Consider the following 26,744-nt stretch of genomic DNA (forward strand, 5'->3'; position numbering starts at 1 on the left):
GCTGCTGAGGGCGGTTCTAGTGTTATCACACAAAACCCGCAAGACCTTTTTTCGCCTAATTTCACTTTTTTTGATTTTTCCCGTTTTGCGAACAAAAACAGTTGTTTGCGGTGCGTTCTTGATAAGAAAATTACGCGCCCGCAAGTTTCCCTAGGGTCGAATTATCGGCAATGTGGATAAGACGCTAGTTATCCACAGACTTGGCTGTGAATCGCCCTGCAATTTGCAGCGTACCTTTAGGAATCCGCAGCGCCAACAGCCCAAGAACCACCGCCATATAGAGCAAGGGCTCTAATTGAATGCCTTTTGCGACCATCACAAAGTGCAAAGCCCCAAGGAAAGCGATTCCATAGGTGAGTTTGTGAAGCTTACGCCAACGCACCCCCAGTTTACGCACACTTAGGTTGTTGGATGTCAGCGCCAAAGGAATCATTAGAGCGAACCCAACCATGCCGACCGTAATATAGGGACGCTTCACAATGTCGGCCCAGATCTGGCTAACGATCTGCACATCCAGCACGAGCCACACCAACAAGTGCAGCACCACATAGACAAAGGTCATCACACCAATCGCACGGCGGAACTTCAAAAGGTTCACGCCCAGATGTTTGCGAAGCGGTGTAATGCACAGACCAACGATCAATAGCTTTAGCGCGAATTCACCCAACTCATGTTCCAACGCCTTGATAGGATCAGCGCCAGACCCGCCTGTTAGCCCTTCATAAAGGAACCAAGCGGCAGGCAAAATCCCGACTGTATATACAAGCCAAGCTGGAATGCGGCGCGCGGTGCTATTGATCGTATCTTTGATCATCAGAAGTTAACGCTCATATCCATGCCTTCATACAGGCTCGCCACGTCTTCTTCGTAACCGTTCAGCATCAACGTTGGGATACGCTTGGCAAATAAACCGCCACCGATCTTACGCTCTGTCGCTTGGGACCAACGCTTGTGATCCACTTCTGGGTTCACATTAGAGTAGAACCCATACTCACGCGCATTCGCGATATTCCAGCTGGTGGGCGGCTCTTTATCGGTAAGCGTGATCTTCACCACAGACTTGATCGACTTAAAGCCATACTTCCACGGCACCACCAAACGCATCGGTGCGCCATTCTGGTTAGGAATGTCTTTCCCATAGATACCTGTCGCCATGATTGTCAGCGGATGCATTGCCTCATCCAGACGCAAACCTTCGACATAGGGCCACTCTAGAGTGGGGAACTTCTGACCGACCATTTCCTCAGGACGATAGAGCGTCTCAAAAGCGACGTATTTAGCGGAGGATTGAACGCCCGCGAGATCAAGCAGGTCTTTCAGCTCAAACCCGTTCCAAGGCACGACCATCGACCAAGCCTCGACACAGCGGAAACGATAGATGCGCTCTTCGACGGTCATCTTCGCCATGATGTCTGCGAAATCATACTCGCCTGGCTTATCAACCATACCATCAATCGTGACTGTCCAAGGCGTTGTCGTCAACGCACCTGCGTTCTTAGCTGGATCATCCTTGCCTGTGCCGAACTCATAAAAGTTGTTGTAGCTAGAGATATCCTCAAAGCTGTTTGGCTCAAGCGCCTCTTGCGCGAGTGCGGCGCGCGGACCGCCAATGGCCGTTGCAAGACCAAGACCCGCGGCACCAGCCATGATTTGACGTCTGTTCAGAAACAGCGAGTGATCGGTAACGTCATTGTCCGAGAGGGTGTTCTTCCAGCGATATGCCATGTTGGTGCTCCTATGTTCATCACCGATATAGAGAGCAAACGTTCACAGACCAATGGCCCTGCACTCACAATGCTGTAGGGGTTTTGCAACATTTGCCTTCCCCTTTGTCAGTTTCGGTGCGAAGCTTTGCGCCAAAAGAGGCGTGAGAGCAAATGACAGTCAGACCCGTAGGAGCGCTCGTTTCCGATTGGACGGCACCGAACGCGCCCGCGCCAATGATACTCGAGGGGCGGTATTGCCGCCTTGAACCACTAAGCGCCGAAAAGCATGCAGCGCTCTTGTTTAATGCCTTTGTGGATCAGGACGAGCTTTACGACTACCTGCCCGCAGGACCGTTTCACTCTGCCGCTCAGTATCACCGTTGGGTGAGAGAGGTGACTGCGGACGAAAGCAATCTATTCTTTGCCGTCTATGATGTGCGCCAAGAAGCCTATTTAGGCGTGCTCAGTTACCTGCGCATCACGCCCGCTGCTGGGTCGATCGAAGTGGGCAACATCAACTTCTCAAAAACGATGCAGCGCAGCCCAGTTTCGACCGAAGCAATCTACCTTACAATCAAATGGGCGTTTGACGCAGGCTACCGTCGCTTTGAGTGGAAATGCAACGCGCTCAACAAACCATCTCGCCAAGCGGCTCAGCGCTTGGGCTTTAGTTATGAGGGCGTCTTTCGCCAAGCGCTCGTTGTGAAAGGGCGCAACAGAGATACCGCATGGTTTGCAATGATCGACAAAGAGTGGCCCGCCCTCAAAGAAGCCTACCGTGTTTGGCTTGATTCTGCGAACTTCGACGCTGATGGCAAGCAACGCGAACGATTGGGCGACCTTACAGGTCTTGTTCGTTTTGCGAGTGATCCCACCCTTTAAATCGTCACCAGCTCTTCCATCCGTTGACGCACCATACCCGCTAGCCGCGCCTGATGGCTGTGAACGGTTTTCCCCGTTGCGGTAGCTTTTGCGAGCATTTGTGCGGCTTGGCGCAGCGGTTCGTCCCGCGCGCTTTTGGCGACACCGCGCAAGAACTGTGCTGCATAGTCAAGACGCATCAAATCCGCATCATCAGATAGCATCTCTGACGCATGCGCCATGTCATCGCGGTACGCGAGCGGATCTGGATCAACCTCTTCATCTGTGATGGTACGCAATCCCGAGGGGCGCATTTCTTCAGGCAACGCTCGTAGAACCGCCGTCTGAAAACTCGCCAATGATGACAGCGGCTTGCTCAAGAACCCATCCGCACCCGCGGCAAGCGAAAGCTCCTCTTTAGTGTCGTCACCGCTGATCGCCAACAACGCTTGAATACGTGGCTCCGCAACGGCTAGCTCTTTGATTAATTCAGCACCCGAGCCATCCGGCAGACCTAGATCAATGATCGCGACACTGGGGCGATATACTTGCAAATGACGGCGCGCAGAACGTAGACAATCCGCGCGTCGAATACGTGCGCCGCTGCGCAGACACAAAAGTCGCATCGCATCGCAGGCAAACCGGCTGTCTTCCACCACTAAGATGGTCAATCCTAGCAAAGGGCGCGTAGCAGTCGGCGCAGGTGTTAAGGACGTGTATTCCAGTTCATTCATGATTCCCTCGAATCTATATCGGCTACCCTCGACGCTAGGCCAACGAGCCTAACAAGTGATTAATCCTCTCCATATTTAGCGAGCCCGCGTCTTTGCGTCCGCTTGCCGAAACTACGCTGTCACTCCATATAGACTTCAAACAGATAAACCGGAGTTTCGACGATGATTGGACGATTGAACCACGTGGCCATCGCAGTGCCAGATCTTGAGGCAGCCGCTGCGCAGTACCGTGACGCGCTCGGCGCAAATGTGGGTGCCCCGCAGGATGAGCCGGATCACGGCGTCACTGTTATCTTTATCGAACTGCCTAATACCAAGATTGAACTGCTCTATCCGCTCGGAGAAGACAGCCCAATCAACGGTTTTCTTGAAAAGAACCCGTCGGGCGGCATTCATCATGTGTGCTACGAAGTCGACGACATCATCGCCGCGCGCGATCAAATGGTCGCGTCTGGTCTGCGCGTGCTTGGCAACGGTGAGCCAAAGATCGGCGCTCATGGCAAACCTGTCATCTTCTTGCACCCCAAAGACATGAACGGAACACTTACCGAGTTGGAGCAAGTTTAATGGGCATTACCTCAGCGCTCGTCCTCTTCGCGGTTATTTGGTTCATGACATTTCTTTGCGTCATCCCCATCCGTCTTGAGACCCAAGGGGACTTGGGCGAAATTGTTCCAGGCACGCACGCAGGCTCACCTGAAAATCATAACCTCAAAAAGAAAGCGTGGATCACCACCGCGATCAGCGCAGTTTTGTGGTGCATTATCGCAGGGACGATTATTTCTGGTGTGATCAGTATCCGCGACTTGGATATGTTCAATCGGATGGGCGACGCATCTGTGTCTGACGGAACAAATGGGTAAAGGTCGCAGCACCTAGGATCGGGATGAACAGGTTCAACAATGGGATAGTCAGTGGCACTGCCATCAAACATCCCGCGAGCCAGATCATACCAAAATGCTCCTTGCGCGCCTGCTTTGCGCCTTCACGGCCAAGGCGGCGCATCGCGGCAATCTGGAAATACTCACGCCCCAGCAAAAAGCCGTTCAGCGCCCAGAAAATGAAAATCGCTGCAAACGGCAACATGACATAAAGCAAGATCGCAACGATATTGGCACCAATCAGAATGCCTAAAAAATTGATGGTGTCGCGCAGGGATTCGTAGAACGGCACACCTTTGACGTCTGGCAGATGCGGAAAGTGCTTGGCCTCAACGGCAGACGCAACTTCGTCCAAGAAAAGCGACGTGATTGCGGACGCCACAGGCACCATCAAGAACGTCGACAAGAACAGCATCAGAAAGAGCGAACCCCAGCCCAGCAAATCACCGATCCATGTGACTTCGCCAATCACTGGCAGCACCATAGTGCCGTCCACCGCTTCGTTCATCACCGTCAAAAACAGCGCGTAGAACCCTGCAAGCAAAGCAATCGTCAGAGTAATTCCAAGAAAGAGGACGCGGCGAAACCGAGGATCGCCCATTTGCCCGATAGCTTTGAAGAACGACGAAAGGATCATGCGTCGAGCCAAGATGTAATAGCACTCAAATCAGGGCGCGGGCGTTCAGGCGGCGCCATCTTTTCCGTGCCGATATGAACAATGCCAGCCACGCTCTCATGGGCTGCAAGCCCAAAGCCCGCTTCCACAAAGCCACGATCATGCGAGGGCCAACCAGAGAGCCAATTCGCGCCCCAACCGCTTGCCAGCGCTGCATTCAACAGGGCCAGACAAACGGCACCCGCAGAATACGTCTGCTCAATCGCAGGCACTTTTTCTGACGGCTTTTGCACCTCAACAACCACGACAGCCAACTCGCCAGTTACAAACTGCGCAGCACCTTTGGTGGTTTTCTCTTCATCATAGCCAAGCTTTGCACCACGCGCGCGCGCAAGATCTGCCAAACGATCCATCGCAGCGCCTTGCACCACGATAAAGCGCCACGGCTCTAACTTACCGTGATCCGGCGTGCGTGCAGCGGCAGTCAGGATCGGCTCAAGCTCATCACGGCTTGGCACAGGACCTTGCAAAGTCTTCGCAGGACGCGAGCGACGCGAGAGCAAAAACTCCATCGCAGCGGGATTTGGATCTGGCACAAGCGCCTCCTTATTCGTTGCAGGCTACATCAGCACTCTGCGCGCAGTTTTCAACCTCAAAGGCCCAGCGCATCCCGCATTTGCGCGATTTCGGAGCTGATAAATCGCTGGTGCGACATCCCAGGCTGACGTTTCACATACATCGCACCCATCGGATCAGGTGCTGTGATTTTGCTACCGCTCATCTCCTCCAGAACGCCATGTCCGCAGAACGGCACATAAACCTCCGAATACCCGCCCTCATGCGCCATCATCAAACGACCTTCACAAATCTCATCCGCGAGCGTCATCACTTGGCGGGTCATCTGTCGAAACGTCTCCGCCGTCGCCATCATCCGGCCAAGCGGATCAATCAAAGCCGCATCAAAGCCGCAAGCGACGATGATCACGTCCGGCTGAAACGCGCGTATCTGCGGCAACGCAATCTGCTCCATCACCTCAAGATAGCTCGCATGCCCAGCGCCACCGCCAAGCGGAATATTGAGGTTAAAGCCCTCACCTGCCCCCTCGCCACGATCGGCAAAATCCCCTGTATCAACGGGGAAGTTATTCTCTTGATGGATCGAAATTGTCAGCACATCCGTGCGATCATAAAAGATCGCTTCGGTGCCGTTCCCATGATGCACATCCCAATCCAGCACAGCGACGCGTTTCGCGAGACCACCAGCAAGTGCCGCTTCAATCGCGACAGGAATATTGGCCAACAGACAAAAGCCCATCGGCGTGTCAGCGCTACAGTGATGGCCTGGCGGACGCGACAGCGAATACGCATTTTTCACACTGCCTTTCAGCACTGCTTCCAACGCAGCCTTCGCAAGCCCCGCTGATTGCGCCGCAATCTCAAACCCACCGGGCCCAAAGGGACAACGCGCACCAATTTCGCCGCCGCCTGTATCAGACAGGCGTTTGAACTCATCGAGGAAACCCTTGGGGTGAACACGCAGCAGATCCTCCATGCTCGCCAAAGGGGCACTTTGCATCGCCAACTCACCTGATAAGCCCGTCAAATCCATCAAATTCTTCATCCGACGCTTGCTCTCGGGGCTTTCGGGCAGACCGCCGTTCACCATCGGCTGCACAAAACCACCTACAGGAAACATGCTCGCGTAGTTGCCACCGCCATGCCAGAACGTGCTCTCGTCCCAGAAAAACCCTGTTTGCATCTTATGCTTCCTTCTCTTCATCTGGACGAATGCGATACACGCCCTCTGGCAAATCCAACGCCGCTGCGAGGTCGCGAATTTGCTCCATGCTCAGCGTGATCTTTTCTGCACGACCAAGACGTGGGTTAAACTGTTCCAACGTGACGCATTCCGCGAATGCGTTGATCACCACATCTTCTTGCGGCATGCCCTCGCCCTCATCCACAAGCGTGATGATGCTGGAGTCAAATTCGTGTTCTATACTAAACATGTCAGCAGCTTACGGCGCACACGTGAAAGCAGCAACGCCAATCCCCGCAAATTCGTGACTGGTATTGAACGCGCCGCGCGCCTATCTTAGGTCTCAACCGAGCATGTTCAGGCATCATAAAATCATGAAGACATATCTTCTCGTCCCTCTCCTCGCTTTCGGCCTCAGCGCCTGTGTCTCCACGTCGCGCCCAGCGCCAACGGCACCGAGCCAACCAAGCACACCTGCCGTTAGCACGCCAACACCCGCAACATCACTAAAAGCCGAACAAGCCGCGCGACAGTTCGTTAGAGTCGTGCGCACTGTTGAGCCAGTCGCTGAAGCCGTTTGCCGCGAGCGCGCGCCAAGCATGAATTGCGATTTCAACATCGTTGTCGATGATCGCCCGAACCAGCCCCCAAATGCTTTCCAGACGCGTGATAAGTCAGGCCGCCCTGTTCTGGCTTTCAACATTCCGCTTATCGCAACTGTGCGCAACGCAGACGAATTGGCCTTTGTTATGGGGCACGAGGCAGCACACCACATCAGGGCACACCTTGATCGCCAACAGCGTAACGCAACTGCTGGCGCGCTTATCTTTGGGGGCCTTGCTGCGATCACGGGCGTTGGGGAACAGGCCATTGAATCCGCGCAACAAGTCGGCGCAACAGTTGGCGCACGCGGATATTCCAAGGACTTTGAACTTGAAGCGGATGAACTTGGCACGATCATCGCACATCGAGCGGGTTACGACCCTGTTCTCGGCGCTGCCTTCTTCACCAAGATCGCTGACCCTGGCATTCGCTTCCTAGGCACGCACCCGCCCAATGCGGCGCGTATTGATATCGTCCGTCGCACTGCTGCCACGCTGAACTAGTGTTTCAAATCCCGCATGTCGTTACGGATCGCGGATCAAAATACGCGGTCAGCGGTGCGCCTGCGCACTCCAAAGCGGATGCTTTGAAACTGATCAAAGACCTCAAGCGCTACAAGCGTTTCGCCAAAGCGACACATAATACATGGGCGCTGCTCTGCTCTGAGAATGGCCCAATCAAAAATGACGACGGCGAAAGCGGCGCAGGCGCGATTATCCTGCGCATGTTGGAACGTGCAGAGCTTACCGATCACTTGATCGTCGTTACCCGTTGGTACGGCGGCACGCATCTGGGCGGCGATCGCTTCCGTCGCGTCCAAGATTGCGTCAACGCGTATCTTGAGCAAGCACCTGACCTTCCGTCGCAACCTGCTCAAAAGGATTGACAATCCGCGCCTAGACTTCACTCTCTCATTCAAACTCTGGGAGGAGAGAAAAGATGCTAGGTCAAATGATGCAAGACCGCTTGTTGATTTCATCACTGGTGGATCACGCGGGTAAATATCACGGGGCGACAGAGATTACCTCGATCGAAACTGACGGCACGATCGAGCGCTCAAATTGGGGCGTCGTTCAGCAAAACTCGAAGAAACTTGCGAGCGCTTTGACCAACATGGGCCTCAAGCCTTCCGCGCGCTGCGCCACGATTGCGTGGAACAACCGACGTCACCTAGAAATCTACTTTGGCGTGTCAGGCGGCGAATTTGTGTGCCACACGATCAACCCCCGCCTGTTCCCTGAACAATTGATCTACATCGTTAACCACGCCGAGGATGAAATACTCTTCATCGACGCCACCTTCCTCCCGCTTGCAGCTGCATTGCGCGACAAGATGCCAACGCTGAAAGCCATCGTTTTGATGAGCGCGCGCAATGAGGCCGCTCTGGAGCAAATTCCAGAGCTGGTCTTCTATGATGAGTTTATCGAGACAGGCAGTGCCGATTACACTTGGCCCGATTTCGACGAAAACACTGCGTCGAGCCTGTGTTACACGTCCGGCACAACTGGCAATCCAAAGGGTGCTCTTTATTCGCACCGCTCTACCATGTTGCACAGCTTCGCCGCCGCCCTTCCCGACTGCATCGGCTTTAGCGCGCAGGACATTGTGTTGCCTGTCGTACCCATGTTCCACGTCAACGCATGGGGCACGCCGTATTCAGCAGCGATGGTTGGTGCGCGCTTGGTTATGCCGGGTCCGGGTCTTGATGGATCGAGCCTTTTGAAGCTAATCGACAACGAAGGCGTCAACGTGGCCCTCGGTGTTCCGACGATTTGGCAGGGCCTTCTTATGGCTGCGAAAGAAAGCGGTAGCACGCTTGAGAGCCTGAAGCGCACAGTCGTTGGCGGCTCTGCATGTCCGCCTATTATGATCGACACCTTCCGCGAGGAATATAACGTTGATCTGGTCCACGCGTGGGGTATGACCGAGATGAGCCCGCTTGGCACTTCCAACAAACCTCTCGCAAAGCACGCAGACCTGCCAATCGCGGATCAGCACAAACTGCGCGAAAACCAAGGGCGTCCTCCGTTTGGAATGGACATCAAGATCGTTGATGACGAGGGCAACACGCTGCCTCATGACGACAAAGCACAAGGCGATCTGCTCGTGCGCGGTCCTTGGGTGATTTCCGGCTACTTCCGTCCTGAAAAGCAAGAAGAACTGCGCGATGGGTGGTTCGACACGGGCGACGTCGCGCGCATTGATCCCGATGGGTACATGACCATCTGTGACCGCTCCAAGGATATCATCAAGTCCGGTGGTGAATGGATCAGCTCGGTCGAGCTGGAAAACATCGCCGTCGCGCATCCTGAATTGCTTGAGGCGGCCGTAATCGGTGCCGCGCATCCCAAGTGGGATGAGCGCCCTGTTCTGGTCGCTGTCAAAGCCGAAGGCTGTGAGCCCAATCCAGATGATCTTATCGCCTTTTTCGATGGCAAGATCGCAAGTTGGCAAAAGCCTGACATGGTTGTCTTTACCGATGCCCTACCGCGCAATGCCACGGGTAAGGTGCTTAAACGGAACCTGCGTGACGAGTTTGGTCAGGTCTTGATGTAATGATCCACCAGCGCGCGTTTGGCGGTGCAAAGATACTTTTGCACTGCCAAGGCGCGTTACTGACCTATCTGCGAGATGAAAAACCCGACATTCCCTTCCGCGCGCTTTGGGATCTTCCTGGCGGGGGCGGTGAAGCAGACGAAACACCACTGGAATGCGCTTTGCGGGAAACCAAAGAAGAATTTGCATTGGCGATCCCGCAAGAGCGCATTGAATGGTCCCGGGCATACCCAAACACTGCAGAGCAAGCCTTGCCGAATTGGTTCTTTGCAGCACCAATCACTTCAGATGAAATAACTCGGATCAAGTTTGGTGACGAAGGTCAGTATTGGCAAATGATGCCAATCAAGTCCTACCTGACCCACACCAAAGCAATCCCGCATCTTCAGTGCAGAGTGCGTGACGTGCTAGCCTAGATAAGTATTGATATCCGTGCTCTGCAACGCATCGCTCGCATGGGCGATTGCATCTTCTTCGCTCTTAAACGTGGGATCAAACGCAAAGGCGGTTTTGGCGCTGTTCACCACTTCCACACTCCACGTACTCCCTTGTTGCTGGGTCATAATCTCAAACGAATGACCTTCAACGACGATCTGCTTACCTGCTGTGCTCATCTCAACTGCTCCTATCGGCATTTTCGCCCTTAGTAGCCGCAAATCCTACCGCGTCGCAAGGAATCCCCCGACTTCTTCGAAGCTTCCCCCCGAAGGCGTGCGGTGTGTGACGTTCACCGTGCCGACGACTTCGCCAGCATTTGCACCGCCAATCAGCCCTGTGAAACTACCAGAGGCAGGGTTCCAAAGTTCTTGGCCATTCACGATCTGCCCACCACCCGTTTCGCCACCAAACGTACCGTCGGTTTTCAACGTAGTCTGCTCTAACACCAACATGCTGAGCGGATTCACCACATCAACAATATTGTCAGGTCGCTGGCGGAAAATACGCTGGGTGATCCGACCACTCAACGTCGCTTCTTTGAAATCAACATCAATCTGCGCGCGTCCGTTTATACGTCGCGTCGTGGTGAAGCCTGCGTAGTCACCATTAAATTGCGCACCCCCGACGAGAGGAAGCTCCGTCGCGCCGATGCGTCCAAAGCTGGCAAGATTGCGCACACTGCCCGCCATGCCGCCTGAGTAGATGATGATCTTACTGCCCTCGCCCTGCGCAAAATACGCGTTGTGCACACCTGCTACATCGCGCATGGCCAGCATTCTACCGAAGTCTGCACTCGGGAAACGCGCAAGCTGCGTATCTAGGCCCAGCGCCGTAAGCGTGAAAACTTGAGAGTCCTCATCGAAAACCGCGGTGATAATGCTGCCACTCAGCTCATCATTTGTCGTCGCAGGTTCGGGGATTGTTACAGAGGTCGGCACTTCCTCTTCCGCGCTCGTGCCTTGCGCGGTTCCACCTGTCTCTTCGCAGGTTTCGAGTTGGCAGATAATCTCTGCCGGTGGATCCTCTTGGCTCGCACAAGCAAGCAAATTGAAGGACAGGAATATGATTAAAAAGCGCAGCAACATGGTTACTGTCTACGAAAGAAAGGTTAGCAAAACCTTAAAGTGTTAAGCGTTGAGAACACCCCAAAGATCATATTCGCCAGCCTCATCGACGGTGACGCTGACAATATCACCAACATTCAGACCTTCGTAGCCTTCATCAATGAACAGGTTGCCATCAATCTCTGGCGCGTCCGCTTTGGTGCGGCAGGTTGCAGCGTCTTCGTCAATCTCATCAACGATCACATCCATGCGCGTGCCAACTTTCGCCGCGAGCTTTGCCTCGGAAATCGCTTGCGCTTTCTCCATGAAACGATCCCAGCGTTCTTGCTTCAGCTCACTTGGAACATGATCCGGCAAAGCGTTGCTGCGCGCGCCATCGACGTTTTCGTACTGGAAACATCCCACGCGATCGAGCTGCGCTTCGTCCATCCAATCCAGCAGCGTTTGAAACTCTTGTTCCGTCTCACCGGGGTAGCCGACAATAAAGGTTGAGCGCAAGGTGATGTCAGGACATGTCGCGCGCCACGCAGCAATCTCATCCAGCGTTCTCGAACCCGCCGCAGGGCGCGCCATGCGTTTGAGCACATCAGGATGCGCGTGCTGGAACGGGATATCGAGATAGGGCAGAAGCCCACTCGACGGATCTGCCATCAAAGGGATCAACTCGCGCACAGATGGATAAGGGTAAACGTAGTGCAAACGCACCCAAGCGCCGAGCTTGCCCATTTCGCGAGAGAGATCCGTGATGTGCGATCGCACCTCACCGTCTTTCCAAGGATTCACATCATACTTGCGATCAAGACCATAGGCAGAGGTATCTTGCGAAATCACCAACAGCTCCTTCACGCCACTCTCAACCAGTTTTTCCGCCTCGCGCAAAACCGCATGAGCAGGACGCGACGCAAGACGACCACGCATGTCAGGAATGATGCAAAACTTGCACTTGTGATTACAACCCTCGGAAATCTTCAGATAACTGTAATGACGCGGTGTCAGAGACACGCCAGAGGCAGGCAGCAAATCCACAAACGGATCAGGCGAAGGCGGGACAGCATTGTGCACAGCGTCGAGCACTTGCTCATATTGATGCGGGCCTGTAACGGCGAGGATATTCGGGTGATGCTCGCGGATGTAATCCGGCTCCGCCCCCAGACACCCCGTCACGATCACTTTGCCATTCTCTTGCAGCGCTTCGCCAATCGCCTCAAGGCTTTCTGCCTTGGCGCTATCGAGGAAACCACAGGTGTTCACGATCACCGCATCCGCGCCAGCATAGTCGGGCGACATGCCGTATCCTTCGGCGCGCAAACGCGTCAGAATGCGTTCGCTATCCACCAACGCTTTGGGGCAACCAAGGCTAACCATGCCGATACGGGGCTGACCGGGGCGCGATGTGCCATCAAGCTTTGCAGCGGGGGCAAGATCAGGGCGAAGCGAAGGAGGGTTTTGTGTCATGGCGCGACCTATACGAGGAAGCGCGCGCGCAGGCAATCTATCGCCTTAAAGATGGTTTGATGTCTCCTGCGGTTGCAGCCTGAGAAACGTCGCCATAGAGTCAGACAAAAATAGGCGGAGCAGCCAAATGCGTTTCTTGATCCGATTGATCGTGATCGTCCTCGTGGCGGTCGCAATTGCTATTGTAGGTTTGTTGATGTTGCCGGGTGAGAAAATCGCGCGCATTGCAGCTGATCAACTGAGCAAGCAAACAGGGCGCGCGGTGTCCATCAGCTCTGATACGTCGATCAGCTTTTACCCAACGCTTGGTGTCACCACTGGCCCTGCGAGCATCGCAAGTGCGGATTGGGCTAAGAACGGGCCGCTGCTGACCAGTGACAGCCTCGCCATTGGCGTTGATGTGCCCGCTTTGATTGGCGGCACGATTCGCATCACCAAACTCGAAGCCAAAAGTCCGCGCATTGTGCTCGAGCGTGCCGCCGATGGGCGCGCCAACTGGGATCTACTGCCAAGTGATGACGCACCTTCCGAGCCCGTCGCAACCGAAACCAGTGAAGGCCAGAGTTTCGATCTCTCTCTCGCCCAAGCGCTTATCACCGACGCATCGCTTCGCTACATTGATCATGGCACAGGCACCGATCAAAACCTCAAAGACGTGGACATCGATCTGCGTTGGTCGTCTTTGGGTGGACCCGCTGATCTGGTTTTGGGGATCACGCCTTTCAATGACCGGATCGCGCTGAACACGACAGTGGCAGACGTCATGGGACTGATCGCAGGAGAGCAAACAGCGTTGAGCGGTACTTTAAACGCTGCGGGCGCCGATCTTGCATTCGAGGGTATCGCGTCGATCAAGCCGGAAGCCGCAATGCAACTGAGCGGCACAATCCCCCAAGTTGGCGCATTAATGCGCGCGCTTGGGCAAGAGCCGTCTGCCTTTGGTCTAGCGTCTGATTTCAACCCAAGTGCGAGCGTGAACAGCCAAGTCAGCTTTGATGGCACGCGCCTTGCCTTGCGCAAAATGGCGTTGGGACTGAACGACAACACTGTTTCTGGGGACGCCGATATCGTCATCGCTTTGGGAGCACCACAGATTACGGCCAAGCTGGATGCAGATGTAAAGAACGCAGGGCAACTGATGCGCATGCTCGGGCAAGCGCCTGAGAAATTCGGACTGGCAAGCGCGTTTGATCCTAGTCTCGCGAGCAATATTGCCCTCACGGTCAACGGTGATGACATGAGCGCAAATTTGACAGGTCTCAGCGCAGCGCTGGAGGACACGCGCATCTCTGGTGATGCCACTATTGTCTTAAAGAACAGCGTGCCAGATGTGACCGCGAACCTTGCGGTGAACCTGCCCAATGCTGGGCGCGCAGCTGCACTCTTGGGTCAACCCCTCAGCAATTTCGGACTTGCCGCAAATGCAGCGCCATCGCTGAAATCCAACATCACTGCCCGCATTCAAGGCAGTTCAATCAACGCCAATCTACGCGATATGAGCGCTACGCTCGCAGGCGCAAACCTCTCTGGCGCGATTGATCTCGCACTCTCAGGCAGCACACCAAATGTGTCGGGCACTATCAACGCAAACGTCCCAAGCACAGCGAATCTGATGCGCGCGCTGGGACAAAGCGCGCCTGATCTGCCAAAAGGCTTCGGTCAAGCAATCACCGCAAGCACGGGACTGTCGTTCAAATCAAACCAACTCGATCTGACAGGGCTCAAAGTTTCGCTTGATCAGAACACGCTGAGCGGTGGTGTCTCTGTCAATCTTGCGGGTAGCGTGCCAAATATTAACGCAAACCTGCAAGCAGGTGATCTTGATCTGAGCGCATTGTCAGCCGACAACGGGGAAAGCACTGACTCTTCAGCGGGTTCCGGTTGGTCTAAAGAGCGCATCGACGCCAGTGCGCTGAGTGCCTTGAACGGCAACATCAAACTCAAAGCACGTTCAATCAACTTGGGTAAAATCAAACTCGGTGCCGCTGATCTTGGCGTTGCCATAGATCGTGCACGCGCGGTTGTCTCGATCAATGACCTGAACGCGTATCAAGGGCGCTTTGGCGGTCAACTCGTGGCAAACAATCGCAATGGCCTTTCTGTTGCGGGTGATCTGCGGGCGAATTCTGTAGCGCTCGGTCCTTTGCTGAGCGCGCTCGCGGACATCGACAAGATTAGCGGCAACGGCAATCTCAACGTCAAATTTTTGGGCGTTGGCAATTCGCTTGATGCGATCATGCGCTCGCTCAACGGGGATATTGCAATGTCTGTGCCCAGCGGTGAAATCGCTGGGATCGATCTGGAAGGTCTCATTCGCCAAGGCAACGCCAACGCACGCAAAACGTCGTTTGAAAATCTACAAGCCAGCGGGGTTTTGACGAACGGCAACCTGCGCAATGATGATCTCAGCGCAAAAACGGGCCGCGTCGAAGCCCGCGGTGAGGGCAACATCAACCTTGGAGCGCAAACGATTGATTATTTGCTGACGCCTGTTGTGAACAATGTGGGTGAACAGGACCGCATCGAAATACCTGTGCGGATCAAAGGGCCTTGGTCGGACGTCTCTGTGCGACCTGATTTGAAAGCTGCGCTGAACCTAGAAAACGAGCGCAAGAAACTCGAAGAGCAAGCGCGCAAAGAGATAGAGCGCGAAAAACAAAAGCTGCGCGATCAGGCGGAAGCAGAAAAAGCCAAGCTTCGCGCAAAAGCACAGGCAGAAGCGAAAAAGCTCGAGGACCGTGCCAAAGCCAAGATCGAAGATGCAGCGCGCAAAGCAGCCAAGCGCGCCGCCGACAATCTAAAGCTGGATAAAGCCCAGCAACAAAAGCTTCAAGATGCCGCCAAAGGGGCGCTTGAACGCGAACTTGGCAATGGTCTGCGCAATCTACTCGGCGGCAACTGAAACAGGTTTTGCAGGAGGGTAAAGGTCCGACATCGGCACGGATCGCCCACTGTCTTGCATCAGCCTTACATGATGACGACGTAGCTGACGCGGTTCGGTGACACCTACAGAGTGCGCGATGGTTTCGACTTCTTTCACGAGGCTTTTGGCATAACGCGCAACGCGTTTGTATTTATCCTCGACCACCAGCCCCTTTTGAAAGCGCTTGTCGTGTGTGGTGATCCCTGTGGGGCAAGTATTCTTGTTGCACTTCAGCGCTTGAATGCAGCCAAGCGAGAACATGAAACCGCGCGCAGACGTGATGAAATCAGCCCCCGCCGCGAGTGCCCAAGCCAGATCACCCGGGTTTACCAGCTTTCCACTCGCAATGATGCGTACACGATCCTGAAGGCCCGCTGCATTGCGCATATCCACAACAATCGGCAATGCCTCACGAATGGACATGCCAACCAAGTCGATTAGCGGCATCGGCGCAGCGCCCGTGCCCCCTTCGCCGCCATCAATTGTGATAAAGTCAGGCGCAGAGCTGGCACCGCGTTGATTGATTTCGTCAAACAAACTTTGAATGCCCGATTCAGTACCAACAACAGTTTTGATGCCCACAGGCTTGCCCGTCACCTCACGCATATGGCCAATCAGATCGAGCAGATCGCCCCAATCATCCACATCCAAATGACGGTTGGGCGAAAGACTGTCGGTCCCAACCGCAATCCCGCGGATCTCTGCAATTTCTTTCGTGACTTTCGCGGCTGGCAATATGCCACCCTTACCGGGCTTTGCGCCCTGCGCCAGCTTCACCTCAAACATGCGCACATTTTCGTGCGCCGCAGCCGCGCGCAGTTTTTCATCGCTCAAACCACCCTCAGCATCACGCACACCGTATTTCGCGGTGCCAATCTGAAAGACGACATCACAGCCCCCTTCCAGATGAAACGGACTTAGCCCGCCTTCACCCGTATTGAGCCAAACACCCGCTTCTTTAGCACCACGACTAAGCGCTTGCACCGCAGGCTTGGAGATCGCGCCGTAGCTCATACCCGAAATGTTGAAAAAGCTTTTCGCGGCGAAAGGCGTGCGTGTTTCAGCCCCTATGACCAGAGGCTCAGAACTGGCGAATTGATCATCCAACGGGGGAAATGCCGCGTTCGCAAAAATAGGCGTGCCAACGACGTTCAAATTACGTGTAGACCCGAAAGCAACGGTGTTTCCTTTGCCCTCGCCTGCGCGCTTTACCCATTCGCGCTGTGCACGGTTGAACGGCAGTTCTTCGCGATCCATCGCAAAGAAATACTGCCGAAAAAAACTCACCCAGCGTAGAAAACAAATGGCGGAACCGCCCGATCACTGGATAATTACGCCGGATGGCATCCTCAGTCTGCAAACGGTCCAGCACAAAGACGACCAACGCGACCAAAACGACCAAGCCAACCACAAACGCAAATAAAATCGCCAGCGTATCCAGCACATTCATCGCAAAACCCATCACATATCTCCCAGTGATCACTTCCAGTGGCTTGGCGACCCAAGCCTTTGAGTGCGAGTGTGTGCAATTCACGCGCCACCCACAAGGGGGAGCACGTGAATGTGACGGGCGTAAAAATACGCAAAATCGAGCTGGATCAATGACATCGATCTAACGGAATATAACAAGAATGTGAGTGGTCCTACGCAAACGCGTTGGCTTAGAGCGCTACGAAATTCGTCAAGTCTGATCGGCAGAAATCCCCGCTGATCCAACCTCTGACACCCCCCGTATTCTGTTCAATACCAAGTTCGGTATTGGTTTAACCTCGATAGGAAACAACACATGCTACGTAGAACTTACCTCGCACTTACAGCCGCAGCTTTGATCTCTGGCCCAGCTTTCGCAGACGGTCATTCCAAGGACATCGTAGACACAGCCGTTGGCGCTGGCAGCTTTGGCACATTGGTCGCAGCCGTGCAGGCCGCAGGTCTTGTCGATACGCTCAAGGGCGATGGCCCCTTCACAGTCTTCGCACCGACAGATGACGCGTTCGCTGCATTGCCAGAGGGCACGGTCGAAAACCTGTTAAAGTCAGAGAACAAAGACCAGCTGACAGCGATCCTGACGTATCACGTCGTCGCGGGCAAAGTGATGTCCACTGATCTGAGCAACGGCATGATGGCAACGACTGTGCAAGGCACAGACGTCAAGATCATGACGGAAGGCGGCGTAACAGTCGGCGGCGCGAACGTAACAGCCGCAGATATCGAAGCGTCCAACGGCGTGATTCACGTCATCGACGCTGTGATCATGCCGAAAATGTAAGGCCTGAGAATCTCAACCTTAATGAATTCCCATCCGAGCGATCTGGTGGGAATTTTTTGTTTCAAGCGTGTTCTCGCACATATTGGCCAACCCCATCGGCTCGCTTTGGTCGATCGTGCCAGCTGCGGTTTGGTCGCGCGGAGGATTGCTTATGAAACCCCGCAAAACACGCAACCAATGGCCGAAAACTGCGCCCAATGTATCTCGGGGGTGCGCGCGTTGGCGATACAACCGATGCTCTCCCTGCGCACATATTTGAGTGCGCATAACCAAACGGAGACACTTTATTTTTACGAAAGCCGCACTCACACCCACGGCCCTCACCCTAGCAACCGCAAGCTTCGCAATGTCCGACGCTGACGCGAATGCTGACAAGATGCTCAGCATGGACGAGATGAAAGCCGCCTATCCTGAGATCAACGAAGATCAGTTCGCCTTGGCGGACGCCAACGGCGACGGGATGTTGACAGAACAAGAACTTAAGGACGCGGTCGAGGCCGGCGTTCTCCCTGATCTCGGCGGCTAAGGCACACTCTAACCGCGAGTTCTTCCGTCCAGGTTAACCCACTCACGCAGACTTCTGGATCGGAAGAGGGGGTGCAGGTCTTTGACCGCCTGCACCCCTACATTCGTTTAAAGACCGAGTAATTTGGGCAGTTCTTTCATGTCACCAAAGAGCTCATCGCAAATCGGAGCGAGCCTTTCTCTGGGTGTTTCACCATAAAACCCATACGTGCGCATGCCAGCAGCGACGCCCGCTTTGGCACCGCTCGCGCTATCCTCAATCACGACACAACGCTCAGGCGCGATGCCCGCTTGTTTTGCAGCATGTAGATAAACATCGGGCGCAGGTTTCGCGTTTGGCACATCTTCGCGCGAATAGATGCGACCTTTGAAGCGCTCTTTGAGCCCTGTTCGGGTTAACGTGACCTCCATTTTTGCGTGCGGACCATTCGAACCAATCGCATAAGGTATGCTGGCTGCATCGAGCATATTTAGCACGGTGATGACGTCGGGAATGGGTTTCACCTCTTGCTCAAGAGCGTTGAAAATCTCGGGATAGATCAGATCGAGCCAATCGCTCGGTAAAGCAGCGCCGAGTTTGATTGCGTTATCCATCGCACCTTGCATGGTGCCGCCCACAAACAAACGCGCTATTTCGTCAGTTGCTAACTCTAACCCATAACGTTTGAAACTGGCTTGCATGACGCGATCCGTGATGGATTCACTATCCACGATCACACCGTCGCAATCAAAAATTACCATGTCAGGGGGCATTTGCATAAAGACGGCCTCGCTCTTTGGGGTTGCGAGGCCGTTTTCCGGTTTTAGTGTTTGTCTGTCAAAGCACGGTTTGTGTCAGGATGTAGCCCTGCTCTTAGCTCTGTGTTGTAGCCCTGCGTGGTGCAAGCACGCTGGGCCACCAGATCAGTGCACCACAACATCGTCGGGGCGGGGACGATTGGTACTTGCCACCTTATCGCCAATGATCAGCCCTTCGACACCTGCGCTGACTTCAATCGTCGAGCCGTCGCCCACATCACCCGCCAGCAACATCTCTGCCAATGGATTTTGCAAGGCACGTTGGATCACGCGCTTCAAAGGACGTGCACCGAACACAGGGTCATAGCCCTCATCCGCGAGCCACTTCTTCGCAGCGTCATCCAGATCAAGTGTGATCTTGCGCTGAGCAAGACGCTTGTCCAAACGTTTGAGCTGGATTTCGACAATGCCTGCCATGTCCTCACGTGCAAGGCGATCAAAGATAATCGTCTCATCCAAACGGTTGAGAAACTCCGGCCGGAAATGCGCACGCACAGCGTCGTTCACATCGCGCTTCGCATCGCTCGCATCTGCGCCCTCTGGAAGCTGGCTCAACGCCTGCGCCCCAAGGTTGGACGTGAGGATAATCAGCGTTTGCTTGAAATCCACAGTGCGGCCCTGACCATCTGTCAGCATACCATCGTCAAGCACCTGCAAGAGGACGTTGAACACATCGGGATGCGCTTTTTCAACCTCATCAAACAGGACGACTTGATACGGACGACGCCGGACTGCTTCGGTCAGCACGCCGCCCTCATCGTAGCCCACATAACCGGGAGGGGCACCGATGAGACGCGAAACAGAATGCTTCTCCATGAATTCAGACATATCAATTCGCACCATCGCGTTGTCGTCATCAAAGAGGAATTCTGCCACCGCCTTTGTCAGTTCTGTTTTACCCACACCCGTTGGCCCGAGGAAGAGGAAGGAACCCAAGGGCCGCCCTTCATCGTTTAGACCAGCGCGCGCGCGGCGCACCGCATCCGCAACAGATTTCACCGCCGTATGCTGACCAATCACACGACCATGCAGCGCATCTTCCATCCGCAAAAGCTTGTCGCGTTCGCCCTCGAGCATCTTGGACGTGGGAATACCCGTCCAACGCTCAACCACGCTCGCAATCTGTTCAGGACGCACGGCTTCTTCGACCATCACGCCGTTGGCTTCGTGATTTTCGGCATCGCCAAGCATCTTTTCAAGCTCGGGAATAACGCCGTATGACAGTTCACCCGCTTTGGCGAGATCACCTTCACGTTTTGCGATATCCAAATCAGCGCGTGCGCGATCAAGCAGCTCTTTCATCTCACGAGCCCCCGCAAGTTTGTCGCGCTCAGCCTGCCACTGCGCTGTCATCTCGGACGAGCGTTCTTGCAGATCACCCAAGTCACGCTCAAGCGTTTCAAGACGATCCTTAGAGGCGGTGTCATCCTCTAACTTCAGTGCTTCTGCTTCGATCTGCTTTTGCATGATCTCTCGGTCCAGCGCATCCAGCTCTTCTGGTTTGCTGTCCACTTCCATGCGCAAGCGGCTCCCAGCTTCATCCATCAAATCGATGGCTTTGTCGGGCAAGAAGCGATCCGTGATATAGCGATGCGAAAGGGTCGCCGCGGCCACAAGTGCGCTATCAGAGATACGCACGCCGTGGTGTAGTTCGTACTTCTCTTTAATACCGCGAAGGATCGAGATCGTGTCTTCGACCGTAGGCTCTTCAATCAAAACAGGCTGGAAACGCCGCGCCAATGCCGCGTCTTTTTCAACGTGCTTGCGGTACTCACTCAATGTGGTTGCGCCCACGCAGTGTAATTCCCCGCGCGCAAGGGCTGGTTTCAGCAAGTTGGACGCATCCATCGCGCCATCCCCTGCACCAGCGCCAACCAGTGTGTGCATTTCGTCGATGAACAAGATGATTTCGCCAGCGGCAGATGTGACCTCTGACAAGATCGCCTTGAGGCGTTCTTCGAACTCACCGCGATATTTCGCGCCCGCAATCAACGCCCCCATGTCGAGTGACATAAGACGTTTGTTGCGTAAGGATTCTGGCACGTCCCCATTGATGATCCGTAGCGCGAGCCCTTCAGCAATCGCCGTTTTACCAACGCCGGGTTCACCGATCAGAACCGGGTTATTCTTGGTACGACGCGATAAGACCTGCATTGTACGGCGGATTTCTTCGTCGCGGCCAATGATTGGATCAATCTTGCCCTGCTCGGCCAATGCAGTCAGGTCTGTCGCGTATTTCTTGAGCGCGTCATACCCTTCCTCGGCAGAGGCACTGTCAGCAGTGCGCCCTTTACGAATGTCATTGATCGCAGAATTTAGGGATTGCGCGGACACTGCGCCTGCTTCCAGAGCATCCCGCGCTTTGGATTTCACAAGCGCCAAGGCCTGCAAAATACGCTCGACAGGGATGAAGCTATCACCCGCCTTAGTGGCCAACTTTTCAGCTTCGGCCAGCACTTTGCCAGTTTGCCCATCAAGATAGACCTGACCCGCATCGCCGCTCACTTTAGCGATCTTACCGACAGAGGCTTCAACCGCCTCAACGACACGCTTGGGCGCGCCGCCTGCGCGGGTGATCAAGTTGGATGCTAAACCTTGGTCGTCATCCATCAATGCTTTTAGAATATGCTCAGGCGTCAGACGTTGGTGGTCTTCGCGTTGAGCGATTGTTTGCGCCGCTTGGATAAACCCGCGCGAACGCTCTGTGAACTTATTAAGGTCCATGTGTCGTACTCCTTTAAAAGCACCCAACTGAGATTTGCGCCTGCTTTGCAGCACGCATGGCATCGGGCCTCATTGATAATGTGGGGAGCAAGCAAGATCGTATCAAGACCTTCTTGCCACGTAATTAACGCGCATTTGGACACATTTCGCCCAGATTCGTTGGTTTAAGGTCTGAGCAGTAAACAATCTTAAAGCCTCCAAAGCAGGGGCATTTGCAGGAGAAGACCCATGATAATCGTAAAGCGTATCGATATTACACCGACCAAAGAATTCTCGCCGGAAACTGGTGGCGCTGGCAAAGTTGCCTTTGTGACAGACACAGGTGATGTGATCTTTGATTGCCAGATTAAGCCAGGCCGTGATGCTCTGAAGCGCAATCCTGTTGTTGCCTATATTTCCGAAGCTCTGCGCCAAGTGCAGTTGATGCCGGAATACCGTATTTCCAAGTCTTACATGAAGTTTGCGCCCGGCGTTTTGCCTGTTGAATTCGCACTGTAAGAGCCCGTTCTGCTTGACCTGCACGGCACTCCACGCGATAGGAGTGCCATTCAGCAGGAGAAGCAATTATGTCCGATGATCGTTTGATCGTAGCCCTCGACGTGCCTAATGCATTGGAGGGGCTGAAAATGGCCGAAACCCTTGGCGACGCTGTGTCGTTCTACAAGATCGGTTTGGGTATGCTTACGAGCGGCGGGTTGGCTCTGGCGAATGAGCTCAAAGCAGAGCATGGCAAGCGTATCTTCCTAGATATGAAGCTGTTCGACATCAGCGCAACGGTGGAATCCGCAGTGCGCGGCCTTGCGCAGTTCGACATCGATTTTCTGACGGTTCACGGCGACCCTCATGTTGTGCGCGCCGCGAAAGAAGGTGCGTCTGGCACAGATCTCAAAATCCTTGGTGTGACCATTCTCACGTCGCTTGATCGCAGCGACCTTGATGGGTGTCTCATCCGCGACGGTGCTATCCCTGATTTGGTGGTCGAACGCGCAGGCCTAGCCTTTGAAGCAGGCGCTGACGGTATTATCGCATCGCCACAAGAAGCAGCGGCCATTCGGGCTTTGCCCGAAGCAAAGGGTCGTTTGATAGTGACGCCCGGCGTACGCCCTGCTGGTGCGGCTTTGGGTGATCAAAAACGCGTGGCGACGCCCGCAAGCGCGATTGGCGATGGCGCAGACCATATTGTCGTAGGTCGCCCAATTCGGGATGCTGTTGATCGCAAGGCAGCCGCGCAAGCAATTATAAGCGAGTTGGCTGCGCTCTAAGTCCGACCCGTGGCCGTTCGTACTGCAGCACGAATGGCCACCAATGCTTCAATCGTTGATGTCTTTTTCCCAGATTTTCACCTGACCTCTGCGGACACCCAAAAGTTGCCGCAGCGCTATCCATGAGATCAAAGACACCACCGCAAAAACCAGAAATGCCATCGGCAAAGACAGACTTAATGCCCCGCCCCCAACCAGCAAGATCAGCCCCATCACAGCCGCGCCAATTGCGAAGCCAAGAAAGATAAAGCTGGGCGCAAAGACTTCGAGGATCGCCAAAGCGACAGCTGCGATCATCCAAAATACCCAAGACGTCCACATCACTTTGATACCCCTTTAAGCATCTTGAACGCATCGCCAAACGCATCCATCGCGCTGGACGGCACAACAACCGTTTGCGAGCCAGCACTACTTCCGAGCGCGGTCAACGCTTCGACCTGCTTCAAAGCCACCTGATATTGCGCCGCAGCCATGCCGTTGTCAGCAATCGCTGCTGCAACCACACCTGTCGCATAGGCTTCCGCATCCGCAGCAATCCGGCGCGCTTTGGCAATCTGCTCTGCTGCGTAAAGTTCCGCATCCGCACCAAGTTCAACCGCACGCTTTGCGCCTTCAGCCTCAGTCACCTGCGCACGACGCGCACGTTCTGCATTCAACTGCTGCAACATCGCATCGCGGGTTGCTTGATCGAGATTCACGTCCAAAAGTTCGGCACGTGTCACTTCGATCCCCCAATCATTCACCGCGCTCTCGACCAGCTTCTGGATCTGGCTGATAAGCTGCGTGCGGTTCGATTGCACCTCGTCCAGCTCCATCTTACCGATCTCAGAACGCACCATACCCGCAACAGTCGTCGCAATCGCAGCGTCCACATCGCGGATACGGTACACTGTCTTTTCAGGCTCAAGGATACGGTAGAACACGGACGTTTCCACCTGCACCAACACGTTATCCGCGGTAATCGCGTCCTGCGTCGCATTGGGAAGCTGACGTTCCAGAATGGAAATCTTATGCGCGACCTTATCAAGGAACGGCACAATCAGGTTGATCCCTGGCCCAAGCACAGAGCGTAGACGGCCGAACCGCTCAACCACAAACTTTTCTGACTGCGGAACAATGCGAACCCCAAGCAGAATACAAATGATAATGAAGACCGCGAGCAGAACGATAAACGTGTTCTCACTCAGAAAGTTCAACGCAATTTGATCAAGCGACATGAAAAACTCCTAACAATATCACTTGATATAGTCACGGATACGCGACAATTCAAAGGCAGAGCGTTTGAATTGAACGCAAATCGCGCTTAGTCTCACGCCCTACGACAAGAGGATTAAAACAGCGATATGCCCGCACTGTGCAGAGATTGTTTGAACGATTTTGAGCAAGGCAATCGTTGCCCTGCCTGTCGCTCTGCGCGCGTGATCCAGCATCCTGAGCTGATGACACTCTCTATCGCGCATATGGATTGCGACGCCTTTTACGCCAGCGTCGAGAAACGCGATGATCCATCGCTTGCGGATAAGCCTGTGATCATTGGTGGCGGGCGCCGCGGCGTTGTCTCAACCGCATGCTATGTGGCGCGGATAAAGGGTGTCCGTTCAGCGATGCCGATGTTTCAAGCGCTCAAGCTGTGCCCCGACGCCGTCGTCATCAAACCGCGCATGTCAGCCTATGTAGAAGCGTCCAAGGCGATCAAAGCGATGATGTTGGATCTGACGCCTGCGATCGAACCCCTCTCGCTCGACGAAGCCTTTATGGACCTGCGCGGAACCGAACGGCTGCATGGCGCGCCACCTGCCGTCATGCTCGCACGGCTCATCAAACGGATGCGCAGTGAAGTCGGGCTGACAGGCTCGATTGGTCTGTCGCACAACAAATTCCTCGCGAAAGTAGCGTCTGATCTGGATAAGCCACACGGCTATTCCGTGATTGGCGAAGCAGAAACTGCGGACTTTCTTGCAGGCAAACCTGTACGCATGATCTGGGGTGTTGGCCCTGCTGCGCAAGCCTCTTTAGAAAAAGTGGGGATTCGCACGTTCGACGATTTACTGCGCTGGGATAAGTCGGATCTGGTCGCACGGTTTGGTGGCACGGGCGAACGGCTTTATCATATCGCGCGAGGCGAAGATTTCAGACGCGTTTCAGCGCATGCACCGATGAAGAGCATCTCGAAAGAGACGACATTTCACGATGACACCTCCGATCTCGAAATCCTTGATGGGCATATCTGGCGATTATCCGAGCAAGTCGCAGACCGCGCCAAGGCGAAAGAGCTTGCTGGTCGCGTCGTCACACTGAAACTCAAACGCGCGAATTTCACGCAAATCACAAGACGCATTTCCCTGCGTGATCCGACGCAAATGACAGATCGTGTTTATCGCGAAGCGCGTGCGCTGTTTGATACGGTCGCGGACCAAGGACCGTTTCGATTGATTGGGACGGGGCTGTCGGATCTGTGCAAAGCGGATGGCGCAGATCTCAGCGGTGATCTACTCGATCCTGATGCCGTGAAACGCGGCAAAGCGGAACGCGCCACCGATTCTATTCGCGCGCGCTTTGGCTCTGATGCAATCATGAAAGGGCGCTCGCTGCGCTGATCACTCCGCCGCGACAGGTTGGCTCGTCCCTCTTCGCATCTCGCACACATCCGCGATCACTGCTGTCAGCGCCTGTTTTACATCATTGAAGTTAGCATTGGGCGTGAGCGTCTCTTCGTCCATATAGATCGAGCGATCAATTTCGATCTGAATTGCATGTTGCTGTCGTGACGGACGACCGTAAGTTTGTGTCACATAGGCACCAGCGAAAGGTGTGTTGCGCGCGACTTTGAAACCCGCGCTGGCAAACGCAGCTTCCACCAAATCCACCACATCGCTGTTTGCTGAGGCACCAAAGCGATCCCCCAACACAACGTTCGGACGATCTTTTGAGGCGCGCACAACAGTATCAAGCGCTTCGTGGGGCATGGAGTGGAAATCCATCAAAAGAGCGGTGCCAAAGCTCTCGTGCGCTTCACTGAGCAAGCTGGCGAGTTGGTCATGATAGGGAAACCAATAATCCGTAAGCCGCTTGCGCGCTTCGACGTGGCTAAGTTTCCCGCGATAAATCGCTCGACTGTTGGCAACCACACGCGGAATTACACCCAAACCAGAGGCGACACGCGGGTTATACCCGCTCTTGCGCACGCCATCGATAAGCGCCGGATCGAGCTCATCAACACTGCGATTAAGATCCACGAACGCACGCGGCACTGTCGCTGTTAGCAAAGGTGCGCCAAAGCGCGGTGCGTCTTCGATAAGCTGATCGACAAAAGCATCCTCACTAGAACGCATCGTCAACTCGCTGAGTGCAGAGCGGCGCATGAACGACCACGTGTAGTCACGACCGCTATGAGGCGAGGCACATACAACGCTAGAGGTCAGCGCGTCAGGTCGTGTGAGAGTAAAGCCGGATCGTGGCATGAATGCTCCTGTTCGTCACAGACGTTATAACCCATTTCATCCAACTACCAAAAGCCCTTGATCCTGCGAACGACTCCTTTTATAGCCCCAGTACTGACGCGGGATTCTG

29 protein-coding genes and 1 pseudogene are annotated in these 26,744 nt (G+C 54.5%); 14 read left to right on the plus strand and 16 right to left on the minus strand.

The window, feature by feature from the left end; all coding sequences use genetic code 11:
- Positions 1–180 (plus strand): hypothetical protein (locus PFRI_RS21525; RefSeq protein WP_217653410.1); only part of this gene is annotated, 180 nt, incomplete at its 5' end.
- A gap of 4 nt (positions 181–184) precedes the next feature.
- Here the strand turns inward: PFRI_RS21525 and msrQ are convergent.
- Both msrQ and msrP read right to left on the minus strand, forming a co-directional pair.
- On the minus strand, positions 185–814 hold the full coding sequence (msrQ, locus tag PFRI_RS10505; RefSeq protein WP_072630662.1) for a protein-methionine-sulfoxide reductase heme-binding subunit MsrQ: 630 nt from the start codon (positions 812–814) through the stop codon (positions 185–187).
- On the minus strand, positions 814–1,725 hold the full coding sequence (gene msrP / locus PFRI_RS10510; RefSeq protein WP_072630663.1) for a protein-methionine-sulfoxide reductase catalytic subunit MsrP: 912 nt from the start codon (positions 1,723–1,725) through the stop codon (positions 814–816). Before msrP ends, msrQ begins: the two co-directional genes overlap by 1 nt.
- Positions 1,726–1,877: 152 nt before the next feature.
- Here msrP and PFRI_RS10515 point away from each other — a divergent pair, with 152 nt between their 5' ends.
- On the plus strand, positions 1,878–2,588 hold the full coding sequence (locus tag PFRI_RS10515) for a GNAT family N-acetyltransferase (protein ID WP_072630664.1): 711 nt from the start codon (positions 1,878–1,880) through the stop codon (positions 2,586–2,588).
- On the opposite strand, the gene PFRI_RS10520 is transcribed toward PFRI_RS10515, so the two are convergent.
- On the minus strand, positions 2,585–3,301 hold the full coding sequence (locus tag PFRI_RS10520; protein ID WP_072630665.1) for a response regulator: 717 nt from the start codon (positions 3,299–3,301) through the stop codon (positions 2,585–2,587). The two genes, PFRI_RS10515 and PFRI_RS10520, sit on opposite strands and share 4 nt — an antisense overlap.
- Positions 3,302–3,463: 162 nt before the next feature.
- On the opposite strand from PFRI_RS10520, the gene mce reads away from it, so the two are divergent.
- Positions 3,464–3,868, plus strand: coding sequence for a methylmalonyl-CoA epimerase (gene mce / locus PFRI_RS10525; protein WP_072630666.1), 405 nt, complete (start codon positions 3,464–3,466; stop codon positions 3,866–3,868).
- Positions 3,868–4,164 carry a DUF1467 family protein gene (locus PFRI_RS10530; protein WP_072630667.1) on the plus strand — a complete coding sequence of 99 codons (297 nt, stop codon included), beginning with the start codon at positions 3,868–3,870 and terminating at the stop codon, positions 4,162–4,164. Before mce ends, PFRI_RS10530 begins: the two co-directional genes overlap by 1 nt.
- Here the strand turns inward: PFRI_RS10530 and PFRI_RS10535 are convergent.
- The 4 genes from PFRI_RS10535 to PFRI_RS10550 are packed head-to-tail and all read right to left on the minus strand — an operon-like array spanning position 4,118 to position 6,807.
- Positions 4,118–4,819 (minus strand): EI24 domain-containing protein, encoded by a 702-nt coding sequence (locus PFRI_RS10535; protein WP_072630668.1) that lies wholly within the window; start codon positions 4,817–4,819, stop codon positions 4,118–4,120. The two genes, PFRI_RS10530 and PFRI_RS10535, sit on opposite strands and share 47 nt — an antisense overlap.
- Positions 4,816–5,394 carry a nitroreductase family protein gene (locus PFRI_RS10540; protein WP_072630669.1) on the minus strand — a complete coding sequence of 193 codons (579 nt, stop codon included), beginning with the start codon at positions 5,392–5,394 and terminating at the stop codon, positions 4,816–4,818. The genes PFRI_RS10535 and PFRI_RS10540 overlap by 4 nt, the downstream gene beginning before the upstream one ends.
- 56 nt (positions 5,395–5,450) lie before the next feature.
- Positions 5,451–6,557: a histone deacetylase-like amidohydrolase gene (locus tag PFRI_RS10545; RefSeq protein WP_072630670.1), complete on the minus strand. Its 1,107-nt coding sequence runs from the start codon at positions 6,555–6,557 to the stop codon at positions 5,451–5,453.
- Position 6,558: 1 nt separating this feature from the next.
- Positions 6,559–6,807 carry a DUF8831 family protein gene (locus tag PFRI_RS10550; RefSeq protein ID WP_072630671.1) on the minus strand — a complete coding sequence of 83 codons (249 nt, stop codon included), beginning with the start codon at positions 6,805–6,807 and terminating at the stop codon, positions 6,559–6,561.
- Positions 6,808–6,931: 124 nt separating this feature from the next.
- Between PFRI_RS10550 and PFRI_RS10555 the strand changes: the two genes are divergently transcribed.
- The 4 genes from PFRI_RS10555 to PFRI_RS10570 are packed head-to-tail and all read left to right on the plus strand — an operon-like array spanning position 6,932 to position 10,132.
- On the plus strand, positions 6,932–7,663 hold the full coding sequence (locus PFRI_RS10555; RefSeq protein WP_072630672.1) for a M48 family metalloprotease: 732 nt from the start codon (positions 6,932–6,934) through the stop codon (positions 7,661–7,663).
- Positions 7,663–8,046, plus strand: coding sequence for a YigZ family protein (locus tag PFRI_RS10560; protein ID WP_072630673.1), 384 nt, complete (start codon positions 7,663–7,665; stop codon positions 8,044–8,046). Before PFRI_RS10555 ends, PFRI_RS10560 begins: the two co-directional genes overlap by 1 nt.
- Before the next feature lie 53 nt (positions 8,047–8,099).
- Positions 8,100–9,716, plus strand: coding sequence for a long-chain-fatty-acid--CoA ligase (locus PFRI_RS10565; protein WP_072630674.1), 1,617 nt, complete (start codon positions 8,100–8,102; stop codon positions 9,714–9,716).
- Complete coding sequence (locus PFRI_RS10570; protein WP_072630675.1) at positions 9,716–10,132, plus strand: NUDIX hydrolase; 417 nt, start codon at positions 9,716–9,718, stop codon at positions 10,130–10,132. The genes PFRI_RS10565 and PFRI_RS10570 overlap by 1 nt, the downstream gene beginning before the upstream one ends.
- On the opposite strand, the gene PFRI_RS10575 is transcribed toward PFRI_RS10570, so the two are convergent.
- The 3 genes from PFRI_RS10575 to rimO are packed head-to-tail and all read right to left on the minus strand — an operon-like array spanning position 10,124 to position 12,673.
- A complete protein-coding gene (locus PFRI_RS10575; RefSeq protein WP_072630676.1) occupies positions 10,124–10,330 on the minus strand; it encodes a hypothetical protein in 207 nt (68 codons plus the stop codon). The genes PFRI_RS10570 and PFRI_RS10575 overlap by 9 nt on opposite strands.
- A 45-nt stretch (positions 10,331–10,375) precedes the next feature.
- Complete coding sequence (locus PFRI_RS10580; RefSeq protein ID WP_072630677.1) at positions 10,376–11,239, minus strand: hypothetical protein; 864 nt, start codon at positions 11,237–11,239, stop codon at positions 10,376–10,378.
- Positions 11,240–11,281: 42 nt separating this feature from the next.
- A complete protein-coding gene (gene rimO, locus PFRI_RS10585) occupies positions 11,282–12,673 on the minus strand; it encodes a 30S ribosomal protein S12 methylthiotransferase RimO (protein ID WP_072630698.1) in 1,392 nt (463 codons plus the stop codon).
- A 127-nt stretch (positions 12,674–12,800) separates the two neighbouring features.
- Here rimO and PFRI_RS10590 point away from each other — a divergent pair, with 127 nt between their 5' ends.
- Complete coding sequence (locus PFRI_RS10590; protein ID WP_072630678.1) at positions 12,801–15,575, plus strand: AsmA family protein; 2,775 nt, start codon at positions 12,801–12,803, stop codon at positions 15,573–15,575.
- Here PFRI_RS10590 and PFRI_RS10595 read toward each other — a convergent pair.
- Positions 15,558–17,058: pseudogene (locus PFRI_RS10595) on the minus strand (FMN-binding glutamate synthase family protein). The gene PFRI_RS10590 and the pseudogene PFRI_RS10595 sit on opposite strands and share 18 nt — an antisense overlap.
- 324 nt (positions 17,059–17,382) lie before the next feature.
- Between PFRI_RS10595 and PFRI_RS10600 the strand changes: the two are divergent.
- A complete protein-coding gene (locus tag PFRI_RS10600; protein WP_072630679.1) occupies positions 17,383–17,865 on the plus strand; it encodes a fasciclin domain-containing protein in 483 nt (160 codons plus the stop codon).
- Positions 17,866–18,211: 346 nt separating this feature from the next.
- Complete coding sequence (locus PFRI_RS10610) at positions 18,212–18,391, plus strand: EF-hand domain-containing protein (protein WP_084649669.1); 180 nt, start codon at positions 18,212–18,214, stop codon at positions 18,389–18,391.
- Positions 18,392–18,498: 107 nt separating this feature from the next.
- Here PFRI_RS10610 and PFRI_RS10615 read toward each other — a convergent pair whose 3' ends face one another.
- Positions 18,499–19,149, minus strand: coding sequence for an HAD family hydrolase (locus PFRI_RS10615; RefSeq protein ID WP_084649670.1), 651 nt, complete (start codon positions 19,147–19,149; stop codon positions 18,499–18,501).
- Between the two features lie 144 nt (positions 19,150–19,293).
- Positions 19,294–21,912 (minus strand): ATP-dependent chaperone ClpB, encoded by a 2,619-nt coding sequence (gene clpB / locus PFRI_RS10620; RefSeq protein ID WP_072630681.1) that lies wholly within the window; start codon positions 21,910–21,912, stop codon positions 19,294–19,296.
- 228 nt (positions 21,913–22,140) lie between these two features.
- On the opposite strand from clpB, the gene PFRI_RS10625 reads away from it, so the two are divergent.
- Entirely contained in the window at positions 22,141–22,410 is a 270-nt protein-coding gene (locus tag PFRI_RS10625; protein ID WP_072630682.1) for a hypothetical protein, read from the plus strand.
- 68 nt (positions 22,411–22,478) lie between these two features.
- Complete coding sequence (gene pyrF / locus PFRI_RS10630) at positions 22,479–23,174, plus strand: orotidine-5'-phosphate decarboxylase (RefSeq protein WP_072630683.1); 696 nt, start codon at positions 22,479–22,481, stop codon at positions 23,172–23,174.
- A 48-nt stretch (positions 23,175–23,222) separates the two neighbouring features.
- Here the strand turns inward: pyrF and PFRI_RS10635 are convergent, their stop codons facing one another.
- Positions 23,223–23,471, minus strand: a complete 249-nt coding sequence (locus PFRI_RS10635; RefSeq protein WP_245812345.1) for an NfeD family protein — start codon at positions 23,469–23,471, stop codon at positions 23,223–23,225.
- 23 nt (positions 23,472–23,494) lie between these two features.
- Positions 23,495–24,391 (minus strand): SPFH domain-containing protein, encoded by an 897-nt coding sequence (locus tag PFRI_RS10640; protein ID WP_072630685.1) that lies wholly within the window; start codon positions 24,389–24,391, stop codon positions 23,495–23,497.
- A 126-nt stretch (positions 24,392–24,517) separates the two neighbouring features.
- Here PFRI_RS10640 and PFRI_RS10645 point away from each other — a divergent pair, with 126 nt between their 5' ends.
- Entirely contained in the window at positions 24,518–25,771 is a 1,254-nt protein-coding gene (locus PFRI_RS10645) for a DNA polymerase IV (RefSeq protein WP_072630686.1), read from the plus strand.
- Here the strand turns inward: PFRI_RS10645 and PFRI_RS10650 are convergent, their stop codons facing one another.
- Entirely contained in the window at positions 25,772–26,635 is an 864-nt protein-coding gene (locus PFRI_RS10650; protein WP_072630687.1) for an N-formylglutamate amidohydrolase, read from the minus strand.
- Between the last annotated feature and the right edge of the window lie 109 nt (positions 26,636–26,744).

The organism is Planktotalea frisia (genome assembly GCF_001890925.1).
Classification (GTDB): domain Bacteria; phylum Pseudomonadota; class Alphaproteobacteria; order Rhodobacterales; family Rhodobacteraceae; genus Planktotalea; species Planktotalea frisia.